Annotated in this window: 21 protein-coding genes and 2 pseudogenes; 17 read left to right on the top strand and 6 right to left on the bottom strand. The window is 70.6% G+C overall.

Going from position 1 to position 26,643, the window contains the following annotated elements; all coding sequences use genetic code 11:
- The first annotated feature begins 68 nt into the window (after positions 1-68).
- The 6 genes from ACGFZN_RS31940 to ACGFZN_RS31915 all read left to right on the top strand — a co-directional run bounded on the left by ACGFZN_RS31940 (position 69) and on the right by ACGFZN_RS31915 (position 8,422).
- Positions 69-896, top strand: a complete 828-nt coding sequence (locus ACGFZN_RS31940; protein ID WP_393861920.1) for an FAD binding domain-containing protein — start codon at positions 69-71, stop codon at positions 894-896.
- The gene (locus tag ACGFZN_RS31935) at positions 893-3,610 is read left to right on the top strand and encodes a molybdopterin-dependent oxidoreductase (RefSeq protein ID WP_393861919.1); all 2,718 of its coding nucleotides are present in this window, start codon (positions 893-895) and stop codon (positions 3,608-3,610) included. The genes ACGFZN_RS31940 and ACGFZN_RS31935 overlap by 4 nt, the downstream gene beginning before the upstream one ends.
- A gap of 6 nt (positions 3,611-3,616) precedes the next feature.
- Entirely contained in the window at positions 3,617-4,588 is a 972-nt protein-coding gene (locus ACGFZN_RS31930; RefSeq protein ID WP_393861918.1) for an antibiotic biosynthesis monooxygenase, read from the top strand.
- 353 nt (positions 4,589-4,941) lie between these two features.
- Complete coding sequence (locus tag ACGFZN_RS31925; protein WP_393861917.1) at positions 4,942-6,042, top strand: hypothetical protein; 1,101 nt, start codon at positions 4,942-4,944, stop codon at positions 6,040-6,042.
- Positions 6,043-6,308: 266 nt separating this feature from the next.
- Complete coding sequence (locus tag ACGFZN_RS31920) at positions 6,309-7,520, top strand: NAD(P)/FAD-dependent oxidoreductase (protein ID WP_393861916.1); 1,212 nt, start codon at positions 6,309-6,311, stop codon at positions 7,518-7,520.
- Positions 7,517-8,422: an RNA polymerase sigma-70 factor gene (locus ACGFZN_RS31915; RefSeq protein WP_393861915.1), complete on the top strand. Its 906-nt coding sequence runs from the start codon at positions 7,517-7,519 to the stop codon at positions 8,420-8,422. The genes ACGFZN_RS31920 and ACGFZN_RS31915 overlap by 4 nt, the downstream gene beginning before the upstream one ends.
- Positions 8,423-8,545: 123 nt before the next feature.
- Here the strand turns inward: ACGFZN_RS31915 and ACGFZN_RS31910 are convergent, their stop codons facing one another.
- Positions 8,546-10,084 carry a nitrilase-related carbon-nitrogen hydrolase gene (locus ACGFZN_RS31910; protein ID WP_393861914.1) on the bottom strand — a complete coding sequence of 513 codons (1,539 nt, stop codon included), beginning with the start codon at positions 10,082-10,084 and terminating at the stop codon, positions 8,546-8,548.
- Positions 10,085-10,219: 135 nt separating this feature from the next.
- On the opposite strand from ACGFZN_RS31910, the gene ACGFZN_RS31905 reads away from it, so the two are divergent.
- Both ACGFZN_RS31905 and ACGFZN_RS31900 read left to right on the top strand, forming a co-directional pair.
- Positions 10,220-11,461 carry a sensor histidine kinase gene (locus ACGFZN_RS31905; RefSeq protein ID WP_393861913.1) on the top strand — a complete coding sequence of 414 codons (1,242 nt, stop codon included), beginning with the start codon at positions 10,220-10,222 and terminating at the stop codon, positions 11,459-11,461.
- A complete protein-coding gene (locus tag ACGFZN_RS31900; RefSeq protein ID WP_393861912.1) occupies positions 11,458-12,129 on the top strand; it encodes a response regulator in 672 nt (223 codons plus the stop codon). Before ACGFZN_RS31905 ends, ACGFZN_RS31900 begins: the two co-directional genes overlap by 4 nt.
- A 203-nt stretch (positions 12,130-12,332) precedes the next feature.
- On the opposite strand, the gene ACGFZN_RS31895 is transcribed toward ACGFZN_RS31900, so the two are convergent.
- Both ACGFZN_RS31895 and ACGFZN_RS31890 read right to left on the bottom strand, forming a co-directional pair.
- Entirely contained in the window at positions 12,333-14,138 is a 1,806-nt protein-coding gene (locus ACGFZN_RS31895; protein ID WP_393861911.1) for an alkaline phosphatase family protein, read from the bottom strand.
- A 490-nt stretch (positions 14,139-14,628) separates the two neighbouring features.
- Positions 14,629-14,776: pseudogene (locus tag ACGFZN_RS31890) on the bottom strand (GNAT family N-acetyltransferase); the annotation flags it as partial.
- Positions 14,777-14,900: 124 nt separating this feature from the next.
- On the opposite strand from ACGFZN_RS31890, the gene ACGFZN_RS31885 reads away from it, so the two are divergent.
- The 4 genes from ACGFZN_RS31885 to ACGFZN_RS31870 all read left to right on the top strand — a co-directional run bounded on the left by ACGFZN_RS31885 (position 14,901) and on the right by ACGFZN_RS31870 (position 18,784).
- Positions 14,901-15,431: a hypothetical protein gene (locus tag ACGFZN_RS31885; RefSeq protein WP_393861910.1), complete on the top strand. Its 531-nt coding sequence runs from the start codon at positions 14,901-14,903 to the stop codon at positions 15,429-15,431.
- A gap of 67 nt (positions 15,432-15,498) precedes the next feature.
- Positions 15,499-15,993 (top strand): MarR family winged helix-turn-helix transcriptional regulator, encoded by a 495-nt coding sequence (locus ACGFZN_RS31880; RefSeq protein WP_393861909.1) that lies wholly within the window; start codon positions 15,499-15,501, stop codon positions 15,991-15,993.
- On the top strand, positions 15,990-18,296 hold the full coding sequence (locus ACGFZN_RS31875) for an MFS transporter (protein WP_393861908.1): 2,307 nt from the start codon (positions 15,990-15,992) through the stop codon (positions 18,294-18,296). The genes ACGFZN_RS31880 and ACGFZN_RS31875 overlap by 4 nt, the downstream gene beginning before the upstream one ends.
- A 194-nt stretch (positions 18,297-18,490) precedes the next feature.
- Positions 18,491-18,784 carry a hypothetical protein gene (locus ACGFZN_RS31870; RefSeq protein ID WP_393861907.1) on the top strand — a complete coding sequence of 98 codons (294 nt, stop codon included), beginning with the start codon at positions 18,491-18,493 and terminating at the stop codon, positions 18,782-18,784.
- On the opposite strand, the gene ACGFZN_RS31865 is transcribed toward ACGFZN_RS31870, so the two are convergent.
- Positions 18,765-19,115: a hypothetical protein gene (locus tag ACGFZN_RS31865; RefSeq protein ID WP_393861906.1), complete on the bottom strand. Its 351-nt coding sequence runs from the start codon at positions 19,113-19,115 to the stop codon at positions 18,765-18,767. The genes ACGFZN_RS31870 and ACGFZN_RS31865 overlap by 20 nt on opposite strands.
- On the opposite strand from ACGFZN_RS31865, the gene ACGFZN_RS31860 reads away from it, so the two are divergent.
- From ACGFZN_RS31860 to ACGFZN_RS31840, 5 genes are all read left to right on the top strand, one after another.
- On the top strand, positions 19,096-19,530 hold the full coding sequence (locus tag ACGFZN_RS31860) for an alpha/beta fold hydrolase (RefSeq protein WP_393861905.1): 435 nt from the start codon (positions 19,096-19,098) through the stop codon (positions 19,528-19,530). The two genes, ACGFZN_RS31865 and ACGFZN_RS31860, sit on opposite strands and share 20 nt — an antisense overlap.
- A gap of 449 nt (positions 19,531-19,979) precedes the next feature.
- Positions 19,980-20,918, top strand: coding sequence for an ATP-binding cassette domain-containing protein (locus ACGFZN_RS31855; protein ID WP_393861904.1), 939 nt, complete (start codon positions 19,980-19,982; stop codon positions 20,916-20,918).
- Positions 20,915-21,766 (top strand): ABC transporter permease, encoded by an 852-nt coding sequence (locus ACGFZN_RS31850; protein ID WP_393861903.1) that lies wholly within the window; start codon positions 20,915-20,917, stop codon positions 21,764-21,766. Before ACGFZN_RS31855 ends, ACGFZN_RS31850 begins: the two co-directional genes overlap by 4 nt.
- 35 nt (positions 21,767-21,801) lie before the next feature.
- Positions 21,802-23,094 (top strand): sensor histidine kinase, encoded by a 1,293-nt coding sequence (locus tag ACGFZN_RS31845; protein WP_393861940.1) that lies wholly within the window; start codon positions 21,802-21,804, stop codon positions 23,092-23,094.
- On the top strand, positions 23,091-23,759 hold the full coding sequence (locus ACGFZN_RS31840) for a response regulator (protein ID WP_393861902.1): 669 nt from the start codon (positions 23,091-23,093) through the stop codon (positions 23,757-23,759). The genes ACGFZN_RS31845 and ACGFZN_RS31840 overlap by 4 nt, the downstream gene beginning before the upstream one ends.
- Before the next feature lie 185 nt (positions 23,760-23,944).
- Here the strand turns inward: ACGFZN_RS31840 and ACGFZN_RS31835 are convergent.
- Positions 23,945-24,184 (bottom strand): annotated as a pseudogene (locus tag ACGFZN_RS31835) (DUF2236 domain-containing protein); the annotation flags it as partial.
- Positions 24,185-24,899: 715 nt separating this feature from the next.
- Entirely contained in the window at positions 24,900-26,558 is a 1,659-nt protein-coding gene (locus ACGFZN_RS31830) for a ricin-type beta-trefoil lectin domain protein (protein WP_393861901.1), read from the bottom strand.
- Positions 26,559-26,643 lie beyond the last annotated feature (85 nt).

Here is a 26,643-nt window from a genome sequence, read left to right as displayed (position 1 = left end):
CAGCGGGAAACCACCAGGCCGGAAGACAGTTGCCTTCCCGTAGGTCCGTACTTCTGTAGGTCGGTTTCATGGACCTGAACACCATCACCGAAGTGATCCGGCGACCGTCCGAGCGGCCAGGTGTGGACTGGCACGAGGGCGACGCCTGGCTGGCAGGCGGAACATGGCTCTATTCCGCGGAGCAGCCGGACCTGCGACGGCTGATCGATCTGACGGCGTTGGGCTGGGAGCCTCTCGTGCCGACGGACGAGGGCCTGGAGATCGGTGCCACGTGCAGCATCCGCGACCTGTACGCCTTCCCGTGGCCGCAGGCCTGGACCGCCGGAATCCTCTTCCGGAAGAGCTGTGAGGCCTTCCTGTCCTCGTTCAAGGTCTGGAACGCGGCGACCGTCGGCGGAAACATCTGCATGTCCTTGCCCGCCGGCCCGATGATCACGTTGACCGTCGCGCTGGAGGCGCAGTACGAACTGTGGGCGCGCGACGGTTCCGTGCGTTGCGTCGACGCCCTCGACTTCGTCACGGGCGACCACCGCAACGTCCTCGCCCCGGGGGAGATCCTGCGGCGTATCGCCATTCCGGAGCACGCCCTGCGCAAACGCACCGCGCACCGTCGCTTCACGCTGACCCGGCTGGGCCGTTCGACGGTGTTCCTCGTCGGCACGCAGCGGCTGGGAGCGAGTGATCTGCTGCTGACCGTCACTGCCGGGACCACGCGGCCGGTCCGCATCGCCTTCGACTCCCTGCCCGACGTTCCGACCCTGCGGCAGGCCATCGACGCCGTGCCGGCCGACGTCTGGTTCGCCGATCCCAATGGAACCCCCGATCATCGCCGGCATCTCACCCGGCACTTCGCCGAGGAGATCTGCCGCGAACTCACGGCTGGGGACCTGGCATGAGCTACCTCGTCAACGGCAGGAACTTCGGCCGGGAACCAGCCCCCGGCCAGTGCCTGCGTACCTTTCTGCGCGAACTCGGCCACTTCGGCGTCAAGAAAGGGTGCGACGCGGGCGACTGCGGAGCCTGCACGGTGTGGCTGGACGGCGTACCGGTTCACAGCTGCATCACCCCCGCGTTCCGGGCGGACGGCCGTGAGGTGACCACGATCGAGGGCCTCGGACGGCCCGGCGCCCTGCATCCCGTGCAGCGGCAGTTCGAGGAGGCCCCGGGGTTCCAGTGCGGCTTCTGCACCGCAGGGATGATCATGACCTCGGCGACCTTCACCGAGGACCAGAAGGCGGATCTGCCACGGGCTTTGAAGGGCAACCTCTGCCGCTGTACCGGATACCGGGCGATCGAGGACGCCGTGAGGGGCGTCAGCGCGGTGGAGGAGGCAGCACCGGGCAAGGCCGTCGGGACGAGCGTCGGCGCTCCCGCGGGCCATGACGTGGTGACGGGTCACGCCGAGTTCACCATGGACACACACATCGACGGCATGTTGCACCTCAAGGTGCTGCACTCACCCCACGCGCACGCCCGGATCCTCTCGATCGACAAGAGCGCCGCCCTCGCGGTACCCGGCGTCCACCGGGTCTACACCTGGGAAGACGTACCCCGCAGACGCTTCACCACGGCGATCCACACCGACCACCTGGTCGACCCGGACGACACCTACATCCTCGACGACACGGTACGCTTCGCAGGCCAGCGTGTCGCCGCGGTCCTGGCCGACACGGTCGGGGCGGCCGAGGAGGGCTGCCGGCGTCTCGCGGTCGAGTACGAGGTGCTGCCGGCGGTGTTCGACCCGGAGGCGGCGATGGCCGACGGCGCACCCCAGCTGCACGGCGCCCACGATCCGTTCGTCCGCGACCCCGCCCACAACATCCTGCTGGAAATCCATGCGCACATCGGTGACGTCGACGCGGGATTCGCCGCGGCCGACGTGATCCACGAAGGCACGTACTCCTCACCGCGGGTGCAGCACGCGCATCTGGAAACCCACGGTTCGATCGCCTGGATGGAGGACGGCAGGCTGAACGTCCGCACCAGTTCCCAGTCACCGTCGATCGCGAAGGTCAAGCTGGAGTACCTCTTCGCGCTGCGTCCCGACCAGCTGCGGGTGTTCTGCAAGCGCGTCGGCGGCGGATTCGGCGGTAAACAGGAGGTGATCGCGGAGGACCTGGTCACCCTGGCCACCCTGGACACCGGACGGCCCACCTGTCTCGAGTACACCCGTGAGGAGGAGTTCACCACGGCATCGCCGCGGCACCCGATGACGCTGACGGTCAAGCTGGGCGCGAAGGCGGACGGAACGCTCACCGCCTTCCAGGTACGCAACGTGTCGAACACCGGCGCCTACGGCAACCACGGCGGCGAAACGCTGCACGCGGGCGGAGCCGCCGTCATGATCTACCGCTGCCCCAACAAGAAGTACGACGCGTTCTCCGTCTACACGAACACCGTGCCGAGCGGGGCGCTGCGCGGTTACGGGATGACGCAGCCGGCGTTCGCCGTGGAGTCGGCGATGGACGAACTGGCCCGCGTCCTTCACATGGACCCGCTGGAACTGCGCCGGCGCAATATCGTGCGGCCCGGTGAGCCCCTGGTCGCCATGGATGACGGCCCCGACGACGTGATCTTCACCGAGGACGGACTCGCCACGTGCATCGACCTGGTGGGCGATGCCTTGGCCCGCACGGCCGGCCAGTCCCCTCCCGGCCCCGAGTGGCTCGTCGGAACGGGCGTGGCGAGTTCTCTGCACGAGACCGCGCCCCCCACGGAACACCTCTCCGAGGCCTGGGTCACCCTGGGCGACGATCTCATCTACGAACTCGCCGTCGGAACCCCCGAGTTCGGAGAGGGTACCTCCACCGCCCACGTCCAGATCGCAGCCAACCAGCTGGGCACGACACCCTCGCGGATCCGACTGGTGCAGTCCGACACCGACCGCACGGGATTCGACACGGGCGCCTTCGCGAGCGCGGGCCTCTTCGTGGCGGGCAACGCGGTTCTGCGCGCGGCCAATGCCGTGCGCGACCGCATCCTGGACTTCGCCGCCGCGCACACGGGCGTCCATGTCGTGATGTGCACGATGGACGACGACGGCGTCGTCTGCGGGGACCGGCGGGTGTCGCTGGCCGAACTCGTCGCGGTGGCCCGGACGCGTGGCATCCGTTTCACCGCCGCACGCAAGGCATACGGCTCTCCCCGGAGCGTCACCTCCAATACGCAGGGGTTCCGCGTCGCCGTGCACCGCGTGACCGGTGAGATACGGATCCTGTACAGCGTGCATGCGGCGGACGCGGGAGTGATCATCAACCCGGCGCAGGTCCGGGGACAGATCGAGGGCGGCGTCGCCCAGGGGATCGGCTTCGTGCTGACCGAGAACCATCACATGGACGACAACGGCGTCATGGTCAACCCCAACCTCCGGAACTACCGCATCCCCGCCTACGCCGACATCCCGCGCACCGAGGTGCTCCTGGTGGGCTCGGCGGATTCGGTGGGGCCCATGCGGGCCAAGGGGATGGCCGAGTGCTGCATCAACCCGGTGGCGCCCGCGCTCGCGAACGCGGTGCATGACGCCACGGGCGTCCGCTACCGCGCGCTGCCGCTGACTCCGGAACGCATTTACGGCCGACTCCCCGCCGCGCAGTCGGTTCCGGCAGGCTGAGCCACCATGAACACCGGGAAGAACATCGGCGCCGTGGCGACGGCGATCATCGGCCAGAAGGTCCTGCCCGGGATGGAGCGCGAGTTCGAGTCGTGGCAGCAGGGCCTCAACACCGCCGCCTCCTACTACCCCGGTTTCCTCGGCGCCGAGATCTCACCGCCGACGCCGCTGCAGCCCGACTGGGTCGTCGTGTACCGGTTCGACTCGGTGGCGCATCTGCAGGCGTGGATCAACAGCGAGACCAGGCAGACCTATCTCGACGTCGGCGCGAAGTACTTCGACGGTCCGGCGACCCAGCAGGTGGTCAGCAGCGGCACACAGTCGCTGGATCCGCTGGTCACCGTGGTGGTCACCCACCGCGTCCATCCCGACCACGTCGACGACTTCCTCGCCTGGCAGCACCACATGGTCCGGGAGGAGAGCAAGTTCGAGGGGTTCCGCGGCACGGAACTCTTCCGCCCCATCGAGGGGCTACAGGAGGAATGGACCACGCTGTACCGCTACGACAGCGCCGAACACCTCGACGCATGGCTGACATCGCCCGAACGGCAGGAGATCCTGGCCGAGGGCGAGAAGTTCAGCGACTACAAGCTGCACACGATCGACAATTCGTTCGGCAGTTGGTTCGCCTTCGAGGGCGACGGCAAGGAGGCACCGCCGCCGCCCTCCGAGACCAGGACCTCCCTCGCCGTCTGGGTCGGCCTGTACCCGACCGTCGTACTGCTGACCCTTGCTCTGTCCCCGCTGCACCTGCCGCTCTGGATCGGCCTGCTTGTGGGAAACCTGCTGTCGAGCTTTCTCATGACCTTCCTCACCATGCCCTTCTACGTGAACCCGTTGCTCGGGCGGTGGCTGCGGCCGTCACCGGACGAACCCGCAAGGGCCAACCTTCGGGGCCTCGGCGTCGTCGTGGCGGCGATGGGCTTTTGGGCCGTCGTCTTCTACTTCGTCACGGTCCGGTTCTGGACACTGCCCTGAACGGCAGCCGCCGGCGAGCAGCGGACTCATTGCCGCTTCGGCCCGGAACCGGGTCATGTCCCATCTTCATGTGACAGGTTGGCCAGGTCCGCCCGGCGCGGTCGGAGATGGTCGGACGTCGGTTGTGCCGATAGTATCCTGCGCCGGTGAAATCACCTGGTTCCTCGATGAGTTGGCGACTGTGGGGGTCCGTGTGCGCGGGTCTGACCGTTGTCGCGGCGACCTTGATGTCCGCGTCGCCGGCTGCGGCTGCCACGCCGTTCGCTCCTTTGCCGTCCTCGACGGTCAGCTCCTTCACACTGAACATCGATCGGACGTCGGACTATGACGCCTACGGGGATGCCATCCGCGGGGTGGAGAAGACCGGCGCCGTCAAGCGAGTGACGCCCCTGGAAGTGGCCGAGTCCGGGCAGCACACGGGACGGGCGGCGCTGTGCCATGACACCGGCCTGGACGGATCCCTGAAGTACGACGGGTTCTGCTGGGACACGACCGACGACGACACCAGCGCCTACTCCAGCGGCGGAGGCTGGCACCCTCAGGGTTTGACCGCCTCCCACGACGCGACGGGCGACACCTACGACGGCCACCACCTCTACCTCGCGTCCTGGTACTACGGCGACGGCACCACCGAGAACCAGTACGGTCGCATCACCATCGCCGAGTCCACCGGCACCTCGGTCACCTACGGCCACGTCCTGCTCGTACAGCCGACGGGCAACGCCGACTCGGGCGACTTCATACCGGTCACCAACATCCATGCCGACGGCATCGTCTGGTACGGCAACAAGCTGTTCGTGGCCAACGGTGGCGAACTGCTCGTCTTCGACATGCAGTACCTGTGGAAGATGGGTTCCACCTCGAGCGGCGACGTCGGCATCCGGGGCGGCGTGTCCTCTGCTCGCTACCACCAGTGGGCCCTGCCGCTGCAAGGCCGCTATTACACCGGTGCCCGGGGCCTGGATCCGCGCGCATGCGCCGGCGGCAGTGGCAGGGCGTGTCTGGGCTCGCTGAGCCTGGACCGGTCGTCCCGGGGACCCGCCCTGGTCTCGGGCGAGTACCGCACGCACGACGCAGGTGCCGGAGGCCGGGTCATCCGGTGGCCCCTGAACGACAGCACCGATCTGCCGCGCGCCGACAACGGCTCCACCGTCGGCACGACGACGGCCGGCGCCGCCTACAGCACGCCGGTCTACCAGATGCAGGGTGTGGCCACGGACGGAACCTGGTACTACATGGCCGGCGAGTGCCCCACGAGCTGGGTTGCGGACCCCATCGCCCGCGGCGCCTACTCGTGCATCCACCGGGCGTCTGCGTCGGGAGGAGAGCCCTCCGTCATCACGCGGTCACCCAGCCTCACGCAGAACCTCTCGTACAGCACCGCCTCCGGCCGCCTGTGGGGACTGAACGAGTACACAGGCCACCGCGTGGTCTTCAGCATCGACCCGCCGTGATCGTCGGTACGCCACGCCGCTGGTGAAAGACGCCAGGCGTCACGGCAGAAAGGCGACACGGCCCGTCCGGGACCTCGCCGTCCCGGACGGGCACGACGCCGGTCACCAGGCCCTCCGGCTGTGCACGCGCTGCAGGGTCAGGAACGCCGAGTCCGCGAACCGGACCACGAAGGCACTGTGTCATGCATCACATCGATCTGATGTCACGGACTGGCCCGCGGCCTCCATCCCCTGGTCGTCAACAGCGAGTGCAGGAGGGCAAGGCGATGAGCGCACGGCACGAAACCGGCACGGAGAACACCACCCACCGCGTTCTGGTCCTGGGCGCGGGTTACGCGGGCATGTCCGCGGTCATACAGCTCGCGTCCCGGGTGAAGCGGCGCGAGGACGTGCAGGTGACCCTGGTGAACGCACAGGAGCGGTTCATCGAGCGGCTGCGGTTGCACATGACGGCGACCGGACAGCAGCTTGCAGAGCTGAGCGTTCCGGAGCTGCTGGAGGGGACGGGTGCACAGTTCGTTCGGGGCTGGGTGACGGCGGTGGACGCGGACGCACGGACGGTGCGGATCGACGACGACCGGGTCCTGCACTACGACACCCTGGTGTACGCGTTGGGCGGCGTGGCCGACACCGCTGCGGTGCCGGGCGTCGGCGACCACGCGTACACCCTCGACAGCCTCCAGGACGCCGAGATGCTGGCCGACCGGCTGTCGCGGCTCGGCAGCGGCACGGTGGTGGTCGTCGGCAGCGGGCTGACCGGCGTGGAGTCGGCCGCGGAGATCGCCGAGCGGCACCCGGAGCTGAACGTCGTGCTGCTGGGCCGGAAGGAACCCGGTGCCGCCATGAACCCGAGGGCCAGGAGGTATCTGCAGTCGGCGCTCGGCCGCCTCGGTGTCCGGGTGCGCAGCGGCGTCGAGGTGGCAAAGGTGCTGCCGGGGTCGGTGGAACTGGCGGGCGGGGAGAGCGTCGCCGCTGACGTCGTCCTGTGGACGAGCGGCACGCGGGTGTCGCCGCTGGCGGCCGCCGCCGGACTGGCCGTCGATGAACGTGGCCGCATCGTCACCGACGCCATGCTGCGTTCGGTGTCGCATCCCGACGTGTACGCCGTCGGTGACGCCGCGGCGATCCGGCAGGGATACGGCGTCATGCACGGCACCTGCCAGGGCGGGATGCCGACCGGCGTGCACGCCGCGGTGTCGATCGTGCGCACACTGAAGGGCAAGCGGCCCAAGCCGTTCCGCTTCGGCTATTACCACACACCGGTGAGCCTGGGCCGCCACGACGCCGTGGTGCAGTTCACCCGCCCCGACGACAGTCCGCGACGCATTCATCTGACCGGTCGGCCGGCGGTCCGGTACAAGGAGACGGTGACTGCCTCGCCGTGGCCGACGTTCGGCCGCATGAAGAAGATGCCCGCCTCGGGGGCGTTCTGGCCGCACGGCGGTCGCTTCACCCGCGTCACCGAGGGTGCCGAGTGAGCGCCGACCAGCAGGTCTTTCATGACTACCGCAGGCTGCTGTTCTCCGTGGCCTACCGCGTCCTCGGCTCCGCGGCCGACGCCGAGGACGCGGTGCAGGACGCCTGGATCAAGTGGTCGTCCGCCGACCGTTCCCAAGTGGCCGATCCCAAGGCGTACTTGACGAGGATCGTGTCCAACGTGGCGCTGGAGCGCCTGCGTTCGACCCGGCACAGGCGCGAGACCTACGTCGGCCCGTGGCTGCCCGAGCCCATCCTCACCAGCGGCGACACCGCCGACGCGGTCACGGACGCCGAGTCGGTGTCGATGGCGATGCTAGTGGTGCTGGAGACGCTGAGCCCGCTGGAGCGTGCGGTCTTCGTGCTGAAGGAGGTCTTCGGCTTCAGCCACGCCGAGATCGCGGAGGCGGTGGAACGGTCCGAGGCGGCGGTACGACAGGCGGCGCACCGAGCGCGTGAGCACGTACGGGCCCGGCGGCCCCGGTTCGCCGCCGACCGCTCCCGGCAACGCGAGGTCACCGAGCGGTTCTTCGCCGCCGCGACCGGTGGTGACATCAACACCCTGATGGAGCTGCTGTCCCCGGACGTCACCCTGTGGACCGACGGCGGCGGCAAGGTCCGTCAGGCGCTCAAACCGGTCGTGGGGGCACAGACGGTGGCCTCGTGGTTCGCGGCCATCGGCACGGTCGCCTACCAGGGCGTCCAGCCCGCCGACATGCGCGCCGAACTCCTCGAGATCAACGGCGGCCCGGGCATCGTGTTCACCGCTCCGGACCGGGTGATCGCCACCGTCACCTTCGACTTCGGCCCCGACGGCCGCATCACCGCCGTCCACAACGTCGCCAACCCCGACAAACTGCAGGCCATCACGGACGGCACCGCCCACGACGTTCCGACGCGGTGAGCGTCCGGCGCCAATTGAGGGACACCGCTGCCTTTCTCGCGGTCCTGTCCGTCGGCAGCGCCTCCACGGGCGAAGGCGTCTTCGTGACGGAGTGGACGGCGCGCGCGGCAGTCGCCCGGTGCCTCACCGGTCCGCCGGGCGCCGGGGCCGTAGGACGGCGGTGGCCGCGAGCGCGGCGAGCGCCGTCAGGCAGAGCCAGGCGAACGCGTCGCCGACGCGGCCGTAGACCGTCGTGGCGCCGTGCACGGGGACGTAGGCCACCATGGTCTGCCGGTCGGTCGTGAAGAAGTCCGCGGTGGCGAGCACATGCCCCTCGGCGTCGTAGGCGGCCGAAACGCCTTCGGCGTCCTGGCGGACCAGGGCGTAGCCGTTCTCGACGGCGGGCAGGGCGGCCTTGGCGGTGTGCGCGGCGCCGTACTCCTTCCAGTCGTGCGACGGCACCAGCATGATGTCGGCCCGGGTGCGCATCAGGGCCGGGAAGTCGGCGTCGTAGCAGATGACGCCGGCGAGGCGGCCGTATGGGGTGCTGACGACCGGGACCCGGCCGTCGCCGGGCGTGAAACGCTCGGATCCCGGGATCGGGTGGGCCTTCTGGTAGGTCCACAGCACCTTGCCGCGCGGGTCGACGAGCAGCGCCTCGTCGCGCCCGTAGGCCGGCGCGGCGGTGCTGTAGAGGCGCACCCCGATCTCCAGGTACACGCCCGAGTCGCGGGCCTGCCGCTGCGCCGCGGCGACGGCGGCGGCCTCGTCCTGCTCCTGGGCCCGCACTGCCTCCTCCGGCCAGATCACGATCTTCGCTCCCGCGGCGGCCTCACGGCGGATGGCCGCGAGCAGGTCGTCCTCGACCGCGGTCATCGCGGGCCGCACCGCGGCGGCGGGGGCGGCGGCGACGCCTCCCGGCGCGTCGCCGTACCGGGCGAGCGTGGCCTTGAGCCTGGCGGTCGCGCCGCGGGCCGGGGTGACACCGGCGATCCGCACGGTCGGGCCGTGCGGCGGGAGGATGGCCAGTCGGGCGCCGCCCGCGAGCAGCACGCCGAGCAGGACGGCCCCGCACACCAGGCCGCTGCGCCAACTCGCATGCTGCCAGATGCCGTTGAGGGTGCTCGCGGCGTAGGCGATCAGAAAGCCGACGCCCCACGGGCCGGTCACCGCGACGATCTGGAGGAGCGGGAGGTCCGCGTGCTGGGTGACGGCGAGGGAGCCGTACGCCGTGCCGAACGGGGAGACACGGGTGATCAGGAACTCCACGCCCGCGACGGCGGCCGGGAAGACGAGGGACGCGGCCGCCGGGTGCAGGCGGACGTGCAGCAACCGGTCGGCGACGAACGGCAGGGTCTGCAGGGCGCTCAGGGCGAGGGCCCCGGCGAGCACCACGGCGTTGCACCCGATCGCCGATTCCTGGATCCAGAACGCGGCCGCCGCGCAGTGCGCCGACCAGACCCACAGGGCGCCCGGCCAGGGGCGGCTCAACCGGGTGAAGCGCAGCAGCAGGACGGGGAAGACCCAGGCGGCGGCAGCAATGTCCCACCGGCCACCGACCGCGAAGAGCAGGGCGGCGGTGCCGAGCGGCAGGAGGGGCCAGGTGCGGGCACGGGACGGCGTCCGCGTCCGGGGCCGGCCGGTCGCGGGCCGGGGCGAGGGCTGTACGGCTGTGTTCGACATGTCCGGGACGCTAGGGCGGCGGACCGGGCGCCGCCTCGGGCGCGATGCCGATCCCGGGGACCGGCGGCGCATCTTTCGATGCGCGCCCGGCGGACGATCCGCCGCGCCCGCGTGTCGTCTAGCCTGACGCCCGAGATGAGCGCCCAGTTGAACGCCCTGCCCCGAGCGGTACGACACCGGCTCGCCGGCCGGCCGCGCCTGACCGACGCGATGTGGGTCGGCGGGCTCACGCTGCTCGACGCCCTGACGGTGGCGGACCGCACGCCCCAGCCGCCCGCCTGGGGCGTGGCCCTGTGGGGGGCGCAGACCGTGCCGCTGCTGTGCCGGCGGACGCGTCCGCGTGCCGTGCTTCTCGCGATGACCGGGCTGTACGTCCTGTTCCAGGCGCTCGGCCCCATCCCGGCGAAGGTGCCCGGACCGTTCCTGCTGATGCTCGGCGTGTACGCCGTGGCCCGGTACACGCCCGCCACGGCGAGTGCACCGCTCGCCCTGTTCACTCTCGCCTCGGCCGCCGTCACGGACGCGCTGACCGGACACTGGGAGCCTCCGCGGCTCGGTTCGCTGGAGCCCATCAGCCTCACGACGTTCGCCTTCTTCTTCGCCCTGGCCTGGCTGCTCGGGCACGGGCGGCAACGGATCGACGCCGATGCGGCCCGGCTGCGCGAGCTGAACCGGCGGCTCGAGGCCGAGCGCGAACTCAACGAGCGCCAGGCAGTTTTGACCGAGCGCGCCCGCATCGCCCGCGATCTGCACGACGTCGTCGCCCATCACGTCAGCGCCATCGCCCTCCAGGCACGGGCCGCCGAGGACGTGCTCACCTCCGGGCCGTTCCAGCCGGAGGAGGCCGCGCAGGGGGTCGGGGTCATCGCGCGGACCGCGGACACGGCACTGGCCGAGATGCGCCGGCTGCTCGGGCTGCTGTCCTTCGGTGAACGGGATCTCGTTCCCGAGCCGTCCCTCGGCCGTCTCGACCGTCTCGTACGGGTCGCGGCCTCGGCCGGGTGCCGGGTGGCGTGCGCCGTCGAGGTGGACGGGGGGTCGGCGCCGGCCGCCGGAATGCAGGTCTCGGCCTACCGGATCGTGCAGGAGGCGCTCACGAACGTGGTCAAGCACGCCGGTCCGGTCGCCGTGCGCATCGCGGTGCGCGGCGACGAAGCCCGGCTCACGGTTCAGGTCGAGAATGACCCGCCGGCCCCGGGACACCGGCCGGTGCCCGGCACCGGACGTGGACTGGTCGGGATGCGGGAGCGCGCGGCGGCCTACGACGGCGTGCTGGACGCAGGTCCGCGCCCGGACGGGGGCTGGCGGCTGCGTGCGGTGCTCTGCGCGCGTGGGGCCGGCCCGGTCCGGCGCCCTGCCGTGCGGGGGGAGCGATGACCGTACGCGTGCTGGTGGTGGACGACCAGGAGATCGTGCGGACCGCACTGCGGCTCGTCATCGACCGGCGCGAGGGCCTGTCGGTCGTCGGTGAGGCGGGCGACGGGGAAGAGGCGGTCGCCCTGGCGGCGGCGCTGTGCCCGGACGTGGTGCTCATGGACGTGCGCATGCCGGGCACGACCGGGGTGGAGGCGACCCGGCGCATCGTGCGGGAGTGGCCGGGACCCGGGCCCGTGCCGCGCGTGCTGGTGCTGACCACGTTCGACCTGGACGAGTACGTGCACGCGGCCCTGCGCGCGGGCGCCGTCGGCTTCCTGCTGAAGACCAGCCGGCCCGAACAACTGGCCGCAGCCCTCCGTGCGGCGGCGGAGGGCGAGCCCGTGCTCTCGCCCACCGTCACGCGGCGCCTGATCGACACCGTCACCGCGCTGCCGACGGCGCTGCTGCCGACGACGCCCGCCCCCGCGCCGGCGGGCGTCCCGCTGACCGAGCGCGAGGTCCAGGTCCTGGTGCTGGTCGCGCGCGGTCTGTCCAACGCCAGGATCGCCGCCGACCTGGGCCTGAGCGAGGCGACCGTGAAGAGCCGGGTGAACCGGATCCTGACCCGGCTGGGCCTGGAGAACCGGGTCCAGGCCGCCCTGTACGCCCACCAGGCCGGTCTCGCCTGATCCCGACCGCGCGCGGCGCCGACGGGCGACGGAAACCCATCGCCGTGAGCGCCACTCCCGCCACGCCGCACACCGAGCTCCCGCCCACGCGCCGGACCGCGCGAGCGAAAGACGCCCGCTCCGGCACGTCGCGGTCGGCCGCGCCTGTCTGCAGACCGCCCGCCGCCGGGACACGCGGGCCCGGTTGCGGCGGGCGGGCCCGGTCAGGCGACGGTCAGGGTGAACGGCCCGGCCAGGACCGAGTAACCGTCATTGGCGAGGTAGTAGGCGTCGTACGTGCCCGCGCCGCCGAGTGCGCCGGTCGAGAAGGTCAGGGCGCCGGCGGCGTTCGGTGCGTAGGACCAGGTGAGCGAGGACCGCTGGCCGGGAGTGACGCCCGCGGGATAGATCCCGATCCAGTTCTTGGCGCTGACCTGGGCCGGTGAGGGCACGGTGTAGCGGAAGGTGACGTTGCCGCCGTCGGACACCGCGTTCAGGTCGCCGGTGAGCGTCGGCGTGGTCGCGGTGGACGGGGCGAACGCGGCGTTCAGCGGTGTCGCGTAGGTGTCGTTGGCGGTGAGGCCGGGCAGGCCCAGGGCGGCTTCGATGGTGCGCCCGATGCCGTAGTGGTCGTAGTGGAGCGGGCTGCTGGTGCCGGCCGGGACGGTGCCCTGGGAGCCGACGAGCGTGGTGACCACGTGGTCGTAGCCCTCGTTCTGGCTCTCGTCCCAGGTCAGGATCAGCAGGGAGCGCTGTTGCGCCCAGGCCGGAGAGGCGAGCACCGGCGCGAGGGTCTGCTTCAGCCAGCCGTCCTGGGTCTTCAGGCTGGTCGCGTTTCCGTTGCCGGAGGCCTCGCCGTCGTAGTAGTCGTCGGCGGCGATCCAGGAGAAGTCCGGCGTGGTGGCCGAGGACTTCAGGTCGGTGGTGAGCTGTGTGGTGTCGAACAGGTGGGCCGCGCAGCGTGTGGCGTCGCCGCTGATGTCGGTGTAGTTGATGAAGGGCGCGTCGTCGGGCTCGTAGTAACTGTCGTGGTCGTTCTTGGTGTTGCAGGGGGTGCCCATGCCCTGCTCGTAGGCCTTCCAGGTCTTGCCGGCGGCCTCCAGGGTGTCGCCGAGGTTGCGCTCGGGCGAGTTGATGTTCGGGAAGTACGTGGCGCCCTTGGCGTAGGTGTCGCCGCCGGCGACGGCCAGGTAGTTCTCGTCGCTCGGGTGGTAGACGCCGTGGGCGTCGGCGAGGGTGGTGCCCTGGGCCATGAGGCTGTGCATGTACGGCGTGTCCGCCGGGTCGTTCATGACCTCGGAGTAGTCGGTGTTCTCCATCATGACCATGAACACGTGGTCGTAGCCGGGGACCTTGGAGACCGGCGGGGTGAGCGGGGCGGGCGCGGTGACCGGGGTGTCCAGGCTGAGGGACAGGTTGTCCAGGTAGCCGGTCTCGCCGCTCGTCGACAGGAACTGCACCTCGACCTGGATGGACCGGGTGCCGGCCGGGACCGCGCCCGTGGTGCTGCGCGCGAGGAATTTCGTGGCGAGACCCCGGTCGCTCGCGGACACGGTGGGCAGTTCGGCGGCGCCACCGACGAGGCGGCCCTGCGCGTCATGGAAGTGCAGGCCTACAGCGACGTGGCCGCTGTAGGTGGTCCAGCCGCCGAGCCAGCCGGAGAGGTCGTAGTGCACTCCTCCGCCGTCGATGGCCGAGGCGGCCGAGGAGACGTCGACGGTCTGTGTCATCGCGCCGTCGCCGAAGGCGCCCGGCGCGAAGAAGGCCTTGCCCGGGGTGCTGCCGTCGCTCGGCAGGCCGAAGGAGGCGACGCTGTGGCACATCACGTTGAGACCGCCGGCCTCGGTGGTCCAGCCGGGCACGGTGGTGGCGGCGGTCCAGTCCTGGGTGCAGTACCCTCCGCTCTCGGCATCGCCGTTGACGATCAGGTTGCCGCTGCTCCCCGTCGCCAGGGCGGGGGCGGGAGCGGCGACGAGCAGTGCGCCGAGGAGGGCGAGCAGCCCGCCGAGGGATCTCCAGCGCAGTCGCATACGTGGTACCTCGTCCCGTTCGTGAGGATCCCGTGCGGGTGTTGTCCGGCACGGCCTGACTGTGCACGTCGAACGGGACATGAGTACTCGTCGTGGCTGTCGAACGGAAGAACCGCGACCAAACTTGACCAGACAAGTTCGCGGCCGGTGGGGCTGCCCGTACCGCCCGGGCAGGTCTTCGAGCAGGCGGCCACCGCGGGCAGGCCTCGACGCATGGCTCCCCGCACGCCGTCGGCGGAGGCCGAGGACCCGCCCGCCGTCACGACGACTCCTGCTCTCCGCTCACGCGTCGGCATACCAGCCGAGTGGGGGAGCGCAGACCCGTGGAAGTCGTCCCGATTCGCCTTGCGGGAGGCTGCCCCACGCGCCCGAGCGGCGAGGCCGCCGAAGGCGGCTGAGACAGCGGAGATGCAGGTGTCGACGTTGCTCAGGGCGGTCAGCGGCCGCAGGGCAGTCGCTGCCCACGCCGGCGCTTCCCGTTGCCCAGGCCCTGCGCACCGAGCTGTGTGAACGCCTTGTCCAGCAGGCCCCGCGAGCCCTCGGTGGCATACCCCCTGCCCCAAACCCGTCTGCCGCAGCCGGTAGCCGAGTTCGGCCTCGTCCAGCGGGCCGTCCTGCTCCGGACGCAAGATGAACCAATCGGGGGTCCTGCTCCATTCGGGCGGCGCGGGCGCATCGGACCGGCCCTTGGGTGGTAGGCCTGGCCGGTGTCCGGGCGTGTCATCCGACCGCCGGTCGCGCATGCGACGATCAGGAGTGAGGATGCTCGCTGCCCCCGTTTCCCATCCCTCCGGTGACGAACGACGCCCCCGGTTGCGAGAGCGGTGGCGTCAGGTGCTCGACCACCGCACCGGCCCCACCCAGCGCTCGCTCATGGCGGCCTGGCTCGGCTTCGGCTGTACGTTCGGCACGGCACGGCTGATCACGCACGGAATCCGGGGCGGCTGGCTGCCCTGGGGGAACGTCTCCGCCGGCAGGACACACCTGCACCACTACAACTTCGGGATCGCCACGCTCGGGGGCGTCGGACTGGTAGCGGTACGCGGGGACCGGGCCTGCGTAGGCCATCCCTGGATCGGCGCCCTGTACGGCGCGGGCTCGGCGCTGATCGCCGACGAGTTCGCCCTGCTGCTGGACCTGGAGGACGTCTACTGGGCCAAGCAGGGACGCATCAGCGTGGACGTGTCTCTGGGCGTCCTCAGCGCGCTGGGCCTCTACCTGACCGCGGCACCGTTCTGGCACGAGATCACCCAGGTCACCGGCAACCACGTCCGTCGGCGCCTCGCCTCCTGAGCCCCACGGAATCTCCATACGGAAATTTTTATAGGCTGCCTATATAGGAGGGTGATACTTAAAGGGTGTGGACCACAGCTCCGAAGACCCGGACGCCCGGCAGACCGCCCGTGCGCTGGCGGATACCGCCTCGGCCGTCATCAGGGCCGTGGCGGACCGCCGTGGCATGAGCTTCACCGCCGCCTCCACCCTGGCCCGACTCGAACGCGAAGGTCCCGTCCGGCTCACCCTTCTGGCGGCGGCGGAGGGCGTGACCCAGCCGTCGATGACCCAGTTGGTGCAGCGGCTGGAACGCCAAGGTCTGGTGCTGCGCGTCGGCGACGAGGCCGACGGACGAGTGACCCTTGTCGCGATCAGCGACACCGGGCGGCAGGTACTCGCCGCACGCCGAAAGGCACGGGACGCCGGCCTGGCCGATCTGGTGGCCGCGTTGCCGGACGACGACCGGCGAGCACTGGGCGCCGCGATGAGGGTCGTCGCTCCGCTCGTCCAGCGCATGCTCGCAAACGGTCCGCAGCCGATTCCCCCGCCTGAACGGCAAGACAACGGGAGCGAGGAATGACGACCAGGGAGACCGATCACATACCTCCTGCCGCCGGCAGAGCGGGGCGCCGTCGAGGTCTGATCCGCTCGGACCATCCCGGCTACAAGTGGGTAGCGCTGACCAACACCACGGTCGGCATGCTCCTCGCCACCATCAACAGTTCCATCGTGCTGATCTCGCTGCCCGGCATCTTCACCGGCATCCGCCTCGACCCGTTGCAGCCCGCGAACGTCAGCTACCTGCTGTGGATGCTGATGGGCTACATGCTCGTCACCGCCGTCCTGGTCGTCGCGCTCGGCAGGCTCGGCGACATGATGGGCAGGGTCCGCATCTACAACGCGGGCTTCTTGATCTTCACACTCACCTCCGTGGTTCTCTCGCTCGACCCCTTCCACGGCGGCAGCGGGGCGCTCTGGCTGATCGGCTGGCGGATCGTACAGGCCATCGGCGGTTCGATGCTGATGGCCAACTCCGCGGCGATTCTCACCGACGCCTTCCCCCTGCGGCAGCGCGGCATGGCGCTGGGAGTCAACATGGTGGCGGGCATCGCCGGCTCCTTCCTCGGGCTGGTCCTCGGCGGAGTCCTGGTCACCTGGAACTGGCGCTCGATCTTCTGGGTCAACGTCCCCATCGGCCTGATCGGCACGGTGTGGGCGTACAAGTCCCTGCACGAGACCGGTGTGCGCAGGCCGGGACGCATGGACTGGTGGGGCAACATCACCTTCGCCGTCGGCCTGACCGCGCTGCTCGCCGGGATCACCTACGGCATCCAGCCGTACGGCGGTCACACGATGGGCTGGACCAACCCGTGGGTGCTGGCAGGGCTGGCCGGAGGTGCCGCCCTGCTCGGGGTCTTCTGCGTCGTGGAGATGAAGGTCGCCGAGCCGATGTTCCCGCTGCGCCTGTTCCGCAACGCGGCCTTCGCCGGGGGCAACGCCGCCACCTTGCTGGGCGCCGTCGCACGGGGCGGACTGCAGTTCATGCTCATCATCTGGCTCCAGGGAATCTGGCTGCCGCTGCACGGCTACGACTACGCCGACACTCCCCTGTGGGCGGGCATCTACATGCTTCCGCTGACCGTAGGCTTCCTGCTCGCGGGGCCCCTCTCGGGTGCGCTGTCCGACAAGTTCGGCGCGCGGCTGTTCGCTGCTTCCGGCTTCATGGTGATGGCGCTGTCGTTCGCCGGACTCCTCGTCCTGCCCAGCGACTTCTCCTACTGGGCGTTCGCCGCCCTGATCCTGCTCAACGGCCTGGGCGGTGGGCTGTTCGCCGCTCCGAACACGGCGATCATCATGTCGAACGTGCCGGCCGACGCCCGCGGTGCCGCCTCAGGCATGCGCGCAACCTTCCAGAACGCCGGCATGGTGCTGTCCATGGGGGTGTTCTTCTCGCTCATGGTGGCCGGGCTCTCCGGCACCCTCTCCCACACCCTCTCGTCCGGGCTGACCGCCCAGGGCGTCCCGGCCGGCGCCGCCCACAACGTGGCGCAACTGCCGCCGGTGGGCGTCCTGTTCGCCGCGTTCCTCGGGTACAACCCGATCCAGCACCTGCTCGGTCCGGCGATCCTCGGCCACCTTTCGCCCTCGGCCGCGGCGCATCTCACCGGACGCGAGTTCTTCCCCCATCTGATCTCGCAGCCTTTCCACGACGGCCTGGTCGTGGTCTTCTCCCTCGCCATCGTCATGTCCGTGGCTGCCGCGCTCGCTTCCCTGATCCGAAGCCGCACCGCGGTGGCGACGAGCCAGACCGGGCCGTCGGCCCCGGCCACCGCGCCGACCCCGGACCCGGCCGAGGCCGGCCCGTCGGCCGGGGTGCTGCGCGGCCGGGTGTGCGACAGCGCAGGACGGCCCGTCGCTCACGCGGCCATCACCGTGGTCGACCGCTCCGGCCGGCAGAGGGCGCTCACCAGGACCGGCGAGGACGGCACCTACTCGCTGGCGACGGCAGAGCCCTCCTCGTCGTACACGCTGGTCGTCTCCGCCGAGGGGCACCGGCCCGGTGTCGTACGGGTGACCTCTGGGACCGAACCCGTCGTCACGGACGTCACGCTGGCCGGCATGAGCACCATTCAGGGGACCGTGCGCCACCAGCACACCGGTCTCCCCGTCCCGGACGCGCGTATCACCCTGCTCGACACGTCGGGCGAGGTGGTGACCTGCGCACTGACCGTCGCTGACGGCACGTACACCCTGGACAACCTCGCCCCGGGCACTTACACCGTCGTGGCCTCGGGTTACGCACCGGCCGCCGTGGACGTGGCGCTGCGGGAGGGAGACGACCGGCAGGTGGATCTCCGCCTGGGGTTTGACGACGCCGGGTGACGGACAGCCGGATGAGGAAGCCGGTGCGCGTCGAACGTCCTTCCACGGCGAGCCGTGGGAACAGGGGCAGTGCGGGCGCGCCGGCCGGCAGTCCACGGTCCCGGCCGGCAGGCGCCCCGGGCCTCGAGCGCAGGAGGAGCCGTCGGACCGTCTGCCCAGCCGATTTCCCGTGACCAGGAAAGGACCCATGGCACATGGCTGCCGATGCGAACTCCCGCAGGATCACAGGGAGAGTCCAGGGCAAGGACATCACCCTGGTGGGCCCATTGTCGAAGGACGAGATCCGGAACAAGGTGTGGTGGTGGCAAGCTCCCACCGCTGAGACCCCCGAGGAGCGGCAACACCGACGCCACGAGTACGACCACGACCAGCGGGACGTGATCGCCACTCTGGGCGGGTACTACACGGTCCCCGGCGACCCCCGGTCCCCCGAAGCCGACGAGCTGGTCGACATGGTCCACACAGAGCTCAGCCCTGACCGGCAGTGACCTGCGCGCAGACGAGCGAAGTGGTCCAGTAGGGGCCCGGCCTGCCGTCGTCCCCCGACTCGGTGTACCCGGTGAGCAGGCCGGTGTCCGGGGCGCCGTCGGCGGCCAGGCCGGGGACGGCACGGTTGGTGGCGATTCGCTTGCCGACGCGGACGCGCGGCATCGACGCGGGGACGACCCTTCTGGTAGGCGGGCTGCGCGTGGACCAGGCTGGTGCCCCTGCGCCGCCCGCGCTGACGCCGAGGTCGGTCCACGTGCCGTGGTCCAGGGAACCGTAGTCGTCGGACCACCCGGTCTCGAAGGCCCGGTTGATGATCGACCCGTACCGCACCAGCGTGCTGCGGATCGGCCTCGGTATCGACGCGGTGATCCGCAGCGTGTACGACGCCCAGTGCGGACCTGCCTGTCCGCGCCTGGACTCGGCCGGCCTGGATCAGTGGCGGCGCCCCCTGCAGGTGCCGGGCGCGGAGAAAGCGCTCTGGAGCATGCTGGCCGCCGGGGTGCCGGGCCTGCCCGCCGACCAGGTGGCCCGGTTCGCCGGAGTGCACATGCCCAAGTCGGTGGTGTTCGGCGCCCAGGACGACGTGTTCACCCGGCAGACACCGCAGGAGACCGCCCGACGCATCGGCGCACCGCCCGCGACCCTCGTTCCAGGCGCCCGGCACCTGACGATGATCTCCAGCCCTCAGGCCGTCGCAAGGGCCGTGGACAGACTCACGGAGGCCTCGGTCAGGTCATCCCGCTGACCCTGCCGTGTCCGTCCCGGAGCCAGAGCCGGTGTCACCGGGTGTTCCGGGATCATGCCGTGCGCCCAGGCGACATGGTCGGTCTCGGCGTCAGAGCCTGGTTGTGACCAGGTACGGGCGGTGCGACTTGGCCGCAGCCGGCTCTTCGTCCAGCAGCCGCCGGTGAAGGTCCCCGCCGACATCCCACAGGGCCACCGTCGGCAGCCGTATCTCGGAGACGAACCGCTTGACCACGTGATCCGCATCAAGCGCCGCCGCGGCCGGGGCGAGGTGGCGCCCTCGCCGCCGTTCCGCATCCACGACGCTGCCGGAGCCGTAGTACCCCGGTACCACCCGCCCGGCGGTGTTCGGTCCCCGGGTACCACCGGATCGGGGAGATCGTGGTCTTAGCGTGGCGGAGGAGGCGTCGGGGGTGCCCGGACGCCGTCGGTCCGAGAGAGAGAACGCGAATGATCGAGGCCCAGCAGCTCACGAAGAGGTATGGGGAGAAGACAGCCGTCGATGGTCTGGACTTCACCGTGAAGCCGGGTACGGTGACCGGATTCCTCGGCCCCAACGGAGCGGGCAAGTCCACGACGATGCGTATGATCGTCGGCCTCGACGCGCCGACCAGCGGCTCCGTGTCGGTGAACGGGCAACACTATGCCCGCCACCGGGCGCCGCTGCAGGAGGTCGGGGCGCTGCTGGAGGCGAAGTCGATCCATCCGGGTCGCTCGGCGTACAACCACCTGCATGCGCTCGCGCTGACCCACGGCATTCCGCGTCGCCGGGTCGAGGAGGTCATCGAACTCGCCGGTCTCGGCGGCGTCGCCAGGAAGCGGGCGGGTGCCTTCTCGCTCGGCATGGGGCAGCGGCTCGGCATCGCGGCGGCCCTGCTCGGTGATCCGCAGACCGTGATGCTGGACGAGCCCGTCAACGGGTTGGACCCCGAGGGCGTCCTGTGGATCCGGAACCTGCTCACCTCCCTTGCGGCCGAGGGGCGCACGGTGTTCGTCTCCTCGCACCTGATGAGCGAGGTGTCGCTGGTGGCGGACCATCTGATCATCGTCGGGCGCGGCCGGCTCCTGGCCGACACGACCGTCACCGACCTGGTCCGCGAGGCCGGCGGCGACACCGTGAAGGTCGCGACGAACGACCCCGCGCGGCTGCGGGAGGTGCTGGCCGGGCCGGGCGTGGAGATCACCGGCCGCGTCGGCTCCGAGGAACTGCAGGTCACCGGGGTGTCCGCCCGGGAGATCGGGCTGGCGGCGGCCGAGCACGGGATCCCGCTGTTCGAGCTGACAACGAAGGCGGTGTCGCTGGAGGAGGCATTCATGGAACTGACCAGGGACGCCGTGGAGTACCACGGCTCCACCACCGGTACCGAGACCTCCGGGAGCGCGGCATGAGCACTCTCACGGCAACTTCTGAGACTCCTGAGACCGTTCCGGCCGATCGGGCCCGCCCCGCCTACCGGGTGACCGGCCGGCGCGTGCTGGCCTCGGAGTGGGCCAAGCTCTGGTCCCTGCGCTCGACCTGGATCACCCTCGGCCTGGGCTTGCTGTTCCTGGTCGCTTTCGGCGTCATCGCGGCGAGCCACTACAAGTCCAATCTCGACTCCGGTCGGCACATGGACCGCGACTTCGCCACGGCGACCGCAGTGAGTTTGTCGCTGTTCGGCACGAACTTCGCGCAGTTGGCTCTCGGCGTGCTCGGCGTGCTGGTCACGGCGGGGGAGTACTCCACCGGCATGATCCGCTCGACCCTCGCGGCCGTACCACGCCGGCTGCCGGTGCTGTGGTCCAAGGCGACGGTGTACGGGCTGGTCGCACTCTTGGTCGCGACGGCCGGCGCGTTCGTCGCCTTCCTCATCGGCAGCCAGATCCTGTCCGGCACACCCGCCGCCATGGGCCTCGGTCACGCCGGCGTCGTACGCAGCCTGCTGGGCGCCGGGCTCTACCTCGGCCTCGTCGGCGTGATCGGCGCCGCTCTCGGGGCGCTGCTGCGGTCCGTCGCCGGCGGCATCTCGGTCCTGGTCGCCGCCCTCATGCTGGTGCCCGGACTGGTCTCCCTGCTGCCCACCTCGTGGCAGGGCGACATCGACCCCTACCTGCCGAGCCACGCGGGCGAGTCGATCTTCGCGCTGACCCATGACTCCACCACCCTGTCGCCCTCGGCCGGGCTGCTGGTCTTCCTCGGCTGGACGGCGCTGGCGCTGGTGGGGGCGGCGTACCGGCTCCTGCGCAGCGACGTCTGAGCAGCAGCCACCTGCATCATGGTCTGGTGACCTCCATGACCTCCGTGACCATCGATGACCTCGGCGGGATAGGGCCGCTGGTCGCCCGGCTCGGCCGGGCCGGCCAGCGGCTCCGGCACGCCGACCGGGCCCGTCCGTGGGTGCTGGACACCGCGGTGGTGGTGCTGGTCTTCCTGATGTTCTGCCTGCCGGACCTGCTGCACGGGATGGACGGGGACGGCGACGGCCCGCGCCGCTTCCACCTGGTGTTCACCCGCCCGCCCACGGCCGGGATGCTCGTGCTGCAGGCCGGGCTGGTGCTGCCCCTGCTGTGGCGGCGACGGGCGCCCGCGGTGGCCTTCGGCGCCGTCACGGCCGTGTTCGCCGTCCAGTGGTCCCTCGGCGTCGCGCTCCGTGCGGACGTCGCCCTCCTCATCGGCCTGTACAGCCTGGCGCTGCACGGACGGTTGCGGCAGCTGCCGTGGGCCTGCGTGACCATGGCGGGGGCGCTGGGCCTGGTCGCGGCGCGGGTCTCGGCGGCGGTGTCCGTCTGGGACGCGCTCTTCTTCCTGCTCAGCACGGCGACCGCCGCCCTCGCGCTCGGCCTGATGATCCGCATCCGGCGGGCCCAGCTGGCCGGGCTGCGGGACCGCGCAGCCCGGCTGGAGATCGAACGCGACCAGCGGGGCAGGCTCGCCGTCGCGGCCGAGCGGACGCGGGTGGCCCGCGAGATGCACGACATCGTCGGCCACAACCTGTCCGTCATCATCACCCTGGCCGACGCGGGCGCCTACGCCACCGCCGTCGCCCCGGAGCGGGGAAAGGAAGCCCTGCACCTCATCGGCGACACCGGTCGCCAGGCCCTGAGCGAACTGCGGCGGGTGCTGGGCGTGCTCCGTGAGGCGGACGGCCCGCGGGGCGAGCCAGAACTGAGCCCGCAGCCCGGTCTCCCGGACATCGACGCGCTGTGCGAGGGCGTGCGCGCCGCCGGCCTGGAGGTCGTCTACCGTACCGCCGGTGACGTCGACGCCCTGGACAGCGGGGTGCAGCTCACGGTCTACCGCATCGTGCAGGAGGCCCTGACGAACACCCTCAAACACGCCGGCGCCGGTGCTCGTGCGAACCTGTCCGTCGTCGTGGAGGACACACGGCTGACCATCACCGTCCAGGACTCCGGCCCACCCGCACCGGTCGGCCGTCCCGGCACGGCGAACGAGGAAGGACACGGCCTGGTGGGCATGCGGGAACGAGCGGCTCTCTACGGCGGACACGTCAGCGCGGGTCCCGCGGGACCGGGATGGAAGGTACGCGCCACCCTCGACCTCGCCCCCCAGGGCGGTGCCCGGTGACCACCGTGCTCGTCGTGGACGACCAGTCGCTGCAGCGCTATGGCTTCCGCATGCTTCTGGACTCCGTACCGGAGACGGAGGTCGTCGGAGAGGCGGCCCACGGAGCCGAAGCCGTGCGCAAGACCGCCGAACTCCGCCCGGACGTCGTCCTCATGGACGTACGCATGCCGGGCATGGACGGCATCGAGGCCACGCGCCGCATCGTCGCCGCCGGCGACCGCTCCCGCATCCTCGTCCTGACCACCTTCGACCTCGACGAGTACGTCCACGCGGCCCTGCGCGCCGGAGCCAGCGGCTTCCTCCTGAAGGACGCCCGTCCCGAGGAACTCCTGGCCGGCATCCGCGCCGTGGCCGTCGGGGACGCGGTCATAGCCCCCGCCCTCACCCGGCGCCTGCTGCACGAGTTCGCCCGGCTCGTGCCGTCCGGCGGCGACCGCTCCACCGAGGATCCGCGTCTGAGCGCCCTCACCGACCGTGAGCACGAGATCCTCGTCGCCATCGGCAAGGGCTGGACCAACGGCGAGATCGCCGAGCGTTTCGTCCTGTCGGAATCCACGGTGAAGACGCATGTGGGGCGCGTCCTGTCCAAGATCGGCGCCCGCGACCGCGTCCAGGCGGTGATCTTCGCCTACGACCACGGCCTGGCCCGGCCCCAGCCGGACTGAGGGCGGCCTTCGTGCCTGGGCAGGCAGCGCACCGGCTTGTGCCCCCTGCCCCAAGGCCGCGGTCGCCTCAAGCCCGACTTTCCGGACCTTGTCGACCTGAGATGCCGTCGGCCGGTCCTCCACCTCGGCGTGAGGGATCCCGAAGGGCTATGACCGGACGACGTCGTGGCCGTGCCGGTGATCGGCTACCTGGTGCTCATGAGACGGATGGTGGTGGCGGGTGGTGTCCATCGGTGGGTCGTTGCAGATTGCTGCTGACACCTGAGTCTTTCTTCAGTTGTTCGGGGATGGCTTAGTGCACGACGCGTCCGCGGGTGAGGGAGAACAGTTCGAAGACGGCGGATCAGGGCGGAGACGATGGGGTCGAAGAAGGTGCCGGGCACGACCTCCTCGCAGAGATCGATGAGTTGCCGGGTCGGATGGGCTCTGACGAGGGCGTCCGCACACGACGAAGACCTGCGCACCCGGCCTGCCACCTGATGGACGCGCCCAAGTCGCCCTCGCCAACGCTTCCAGCGGCCGGCCGGCACTCGTGCACTCCATGGAGAGTGGGTGAGGCCGAAGTCATCAACCCTATCTTGGTGGCCCGGGCGCGGGTGGGACAGCACCGCCTGATGGAACGGGGGCCCGGCCGTCGAAGACACCGACCGGGCCCGCCTGCTGCGTATCCTTCCCGATCCCCCAACAGGCTGCACAACCACATCCGGGCCCTCACCGGGAGACCGGCCGCGGCGAGTTGGGGATCGTCGCGGAGGAGACCGGCGCGGTCATCGTCTGCTGCGCCCACCTCAACCGCGGCTCCGAGCATCGGGGACAAGCGGCCGATGGTGGCGGACCTGCGGGACTCGGGGCAGATCGAGCAGGACGGCGATCATCCTGCTGCACCGGCCGGACGCCTACGAGCCCGGCAGTGCACACGCCGGCGAAGTCGAACTCATCGTCGGCAAGAACCGCAACGGCCCCTGCACCGTGACCGTGGCCCACCGACTGCACTTCGGCCGCATCCGGGACATGGCCAGCGCCGACAGGAGAGGAGAAGGCCTCAGTGGATCGCCTGCGCAGTGGCGATGCACCGAAGGGCCGCGGTTGAGGTGCGGCCCTTCGACGCGCCCCGCTTGCTTCAGACAGGGCTCTGCTTGCTCATGCCGGCGAGAACTTCTGGGCGGCGGAGCCGTTGCAGTCCCAGATCTGCAGGCGGGTGCCGTTCGCGGTGGCACCCGACGGCGAGTCGATGCACCTGCCGGTGGTCGGATTGGACATCGAGCCGTCGGCGTTGGCGACCCAGTTCTGGTAGCCACCGCCGTTGCAGTTGGCCAGCTGGAGCTTCGTGCCGGCCGCGTTCACACCGCCCGCGATGTCCAGGCACTTGCCCAGCGTGCGCAGGGTCTGGCCGTTCCAGGTCCACTTCTGGTCGAGCGACGTGGCCTGCTGGCAGTCCCAGAGCTGGACCGCGGTGCCGTCACCGCCGGTGTCGTCACCCGCCACGTCCACGCACTTGCCGCCCGGTCCGTAGATCGGGGTGCCGATGGCGAACTGCTGGGCGGCGGAGCCGTTGCAGTCCCAGATCTGCAGGCGGGTCCCGTTCGCGGTGGCACCCGACGGTGAGTCGATGCACCGGCCGCTGGTCGGGTTCCGCAGCGAGCCGTCCGGTTGCCGCACCCAGTTCTGGTAGCCGCCGCCGTTGCAGTTGGCGAGCTGGAGCTTCGTACCGGCGGCGCTGTTACCGCCCGCGATGTCCAGGCACTTGCCGAGGGTCTGCAGGGTCTGGCCGCTCCAGGTCCAGTGCTGGTCCTTGGCCGCCGACTGGCAGTCCCAGAGCTGGACCGCGGTGCCGTCGCCGCCGGTGTCGTCGCCCGCCACGTCCACACACTTGCCGCCGGGTCCGGTGATCGTCTGACCGCTCACCGAACCGCCGCCACCGCCTCCGGAGCCGGGCGCCTTGTTGTAGACGGCCACCGAGTCGATGACCAGCTTGCCGCCGGACACCGTGGACGCGTTCGGACCCCCGCCGAAGGCGTCCGGGAAGCCGCCGCCGATCGCCAGGTCGTAGATGATGAAGAAGGGATGGTCGACCGCGTCGGACCAGGTCGTGGCGTCCACCTGGTTGGCGTTGATCGTGTAGAAGTTGTTACCGTCGAGATAGAACCTGATCTGCTCCGGCGACACCGAGCGGTCGATCTCCACCGCGTAGTCGTGGAAGCCGGTCTGGCAGCCGGAACAGGCGCGTTCACCCGAGCCGATGCCGGTCGACTCGTTGCACGGTCCACCCGGGTTCACACCGCAGTGCAGGGTGCTGAAGACGGAGCTGCGACCGTTGATGTCCTCCATGACGTCGATCTCGCCGGACTTCGGCCAGGTCACACCGTCGCGCAGCGGCGCGCCGAGCATCCAGAACGCCGGCCAGTAGCCCGCGCCGTTGGCGGTGGTGACGTCGGGCTGCTGTAGGACGGACTCGATGCGTACGACACCGCCCGCCGGGGCGCCGAAGCTCGCCGACTGGGTCTCCACGCGCCCGGAGGTCCATCCGCTGCGCGCGTCGGAACCCGAGTGCAGGGCCTGGAGCACCAGATGACCCTGACCGTCGTAGTAGACGTTCGAGGTGCTGTTGGTCATCGTCTCGATCTCACCGGTGCCGAAGTTGCTGCCCGGCCCGGTGTCGTACTTCCACAGGCTCTGATCGATGCCGGTGCCGGATGCACCGTTGAAGTCGTCGCTCCAAGTGAGTGTGAAGCCCGACGGTGTCGGGGGCACTGATGCCTGGGCGTTCAGTGTCGTGGTGACGGTGGCCGCCACAGTCACCACGACGACGGGAATCAGAGAGAGCGCTCTCTTCCATCCGCTGCGCTGTGCCCTTGCGGGGGGTAATTGCATAGGTCTGGCCTCC

Source organism: Streptomyces sp. NPDC048192, from assembly GCF_043202415.1.
GTDB lineage: Bacteria > Actinomycetota > Actinomycetes > Streptomycetales > Streptomycetaceae > Streptomyces.
Note: the sequence above shows the minus strand (reverse complement) of the source record. Positions and strands in the feature narration are given on the sequence as shown.

Excerpts from the sequence above, each read along its gene's own strand:
- ACGFZN_RS31940 (WP_393861920.1), top strand. The coding sequence starts at position 69 with ATGGACCTGAACACCATCACCGAAGTGATCCGGCGACCGTCCGAGCGG.
- ACGFZN_RS31935 (WP_393861919.1), top strand. The coding sequence starts at position 893 with ATGAGCTACCTCGTCAACGGCAGGAACTTCGGCCGGGAACCAGCCCCC.
- ACGFZN_RS31930 (WP_393861918.1), top strand. The coding sequence starts at position 3,617 with ATGAACACCGGGAAGAACATCGGCGCCGTGGCGACGGCGATCATCGGC.
- ACGFZN_RS31920 (WP_393861916.1), top strand. The coding sequence starts at position 6,309 with ATGAGCGCACGGCACGAAACCGGCACGGAGAACACCACCCACCGCGTT.
- ACGFZN_RS31910 (WP_393861914.1), bottom strand. The coding sequence starts at position 10,084 with ATGTCGAACACAGCCGTACAGCCCTCGCCCCGGCCCGCGACCGGCCGG.
- ACGFZN_RS31905 (WP_393861913.1), top strand. The coding sequence starts at position 10,220 with ATGAGCGCCCAGTTGAACGCCCTGCCCCGAGCGGTACGACACCGGCTC.
- ACGFZN_RS31900 (WP_393861912.1), top strand. The coding sequence starts at position 11,458 with ATGACCGTACGCGTGCTGGTGGTGGACGACCAGGAGATCGTGCGGACC.
- ACGFZN_RS31895 (WP_393861911.1), bottom strand. The coding sequence starts at position 14,138 with ATGCGACTGCGCTGGAGATCCCTCGGCGGGCTGCTCGCCCTCCTCGGC.
- ACGFZN_RS31885 (WP_393861910.1), top strand. The coding sequence starts at position 14,901 with ATGCTCGCTGCCCCCGTTTCCCATCCCTCCGGTGACGAACGACGCCCC.
- ACGFZN_RS31875 (WP_393861908.1), top strand. The coding sequence starts at position 15,990 with ATGACGACCAGGGAGACCGATCACATACCTCCTGCCGCCGGCAGAGCG.
- ACGFZN_RS31870 (WP_393861907.1), top strand. The coding sequence starts at position 18,491 with ATGGCTGCCGATGCGAACTCCCGCAGGATCACAGGGAGAGTCCAGGGC.
- ACGFZN_RS31860 (WP_393861905.1), top strand. The coding sequence starts at position 19,096 with ATGATCGACCCGTACCGCACCAGCGTGCTGCGGATCGGCCTCGGTATC.
- ACGFZN_RS31855 (WP_393861904.1), top strand. The coding sequence starts at position 19,980 with ATGATCGAGGCCCAGCAGCTCACGAAGAGGTATGGGGAGAAGACAGCC.
- ACGFZN_RS31850 (WP_393861903.1), top strand. The coding sequence starts at position 20,915 with ATGAGCACTCTCACGGCAACTTCTGAGACTCCTGAGACCGTTCCGGCC.
- ACGFZN_RS31845 (WP_393861940.1), top strand. The coding sequence starts at position 21,802 with ATGACCTCCGTGACCATCGATGACCTCGGCGGGATAGGGCCGCTGGTC.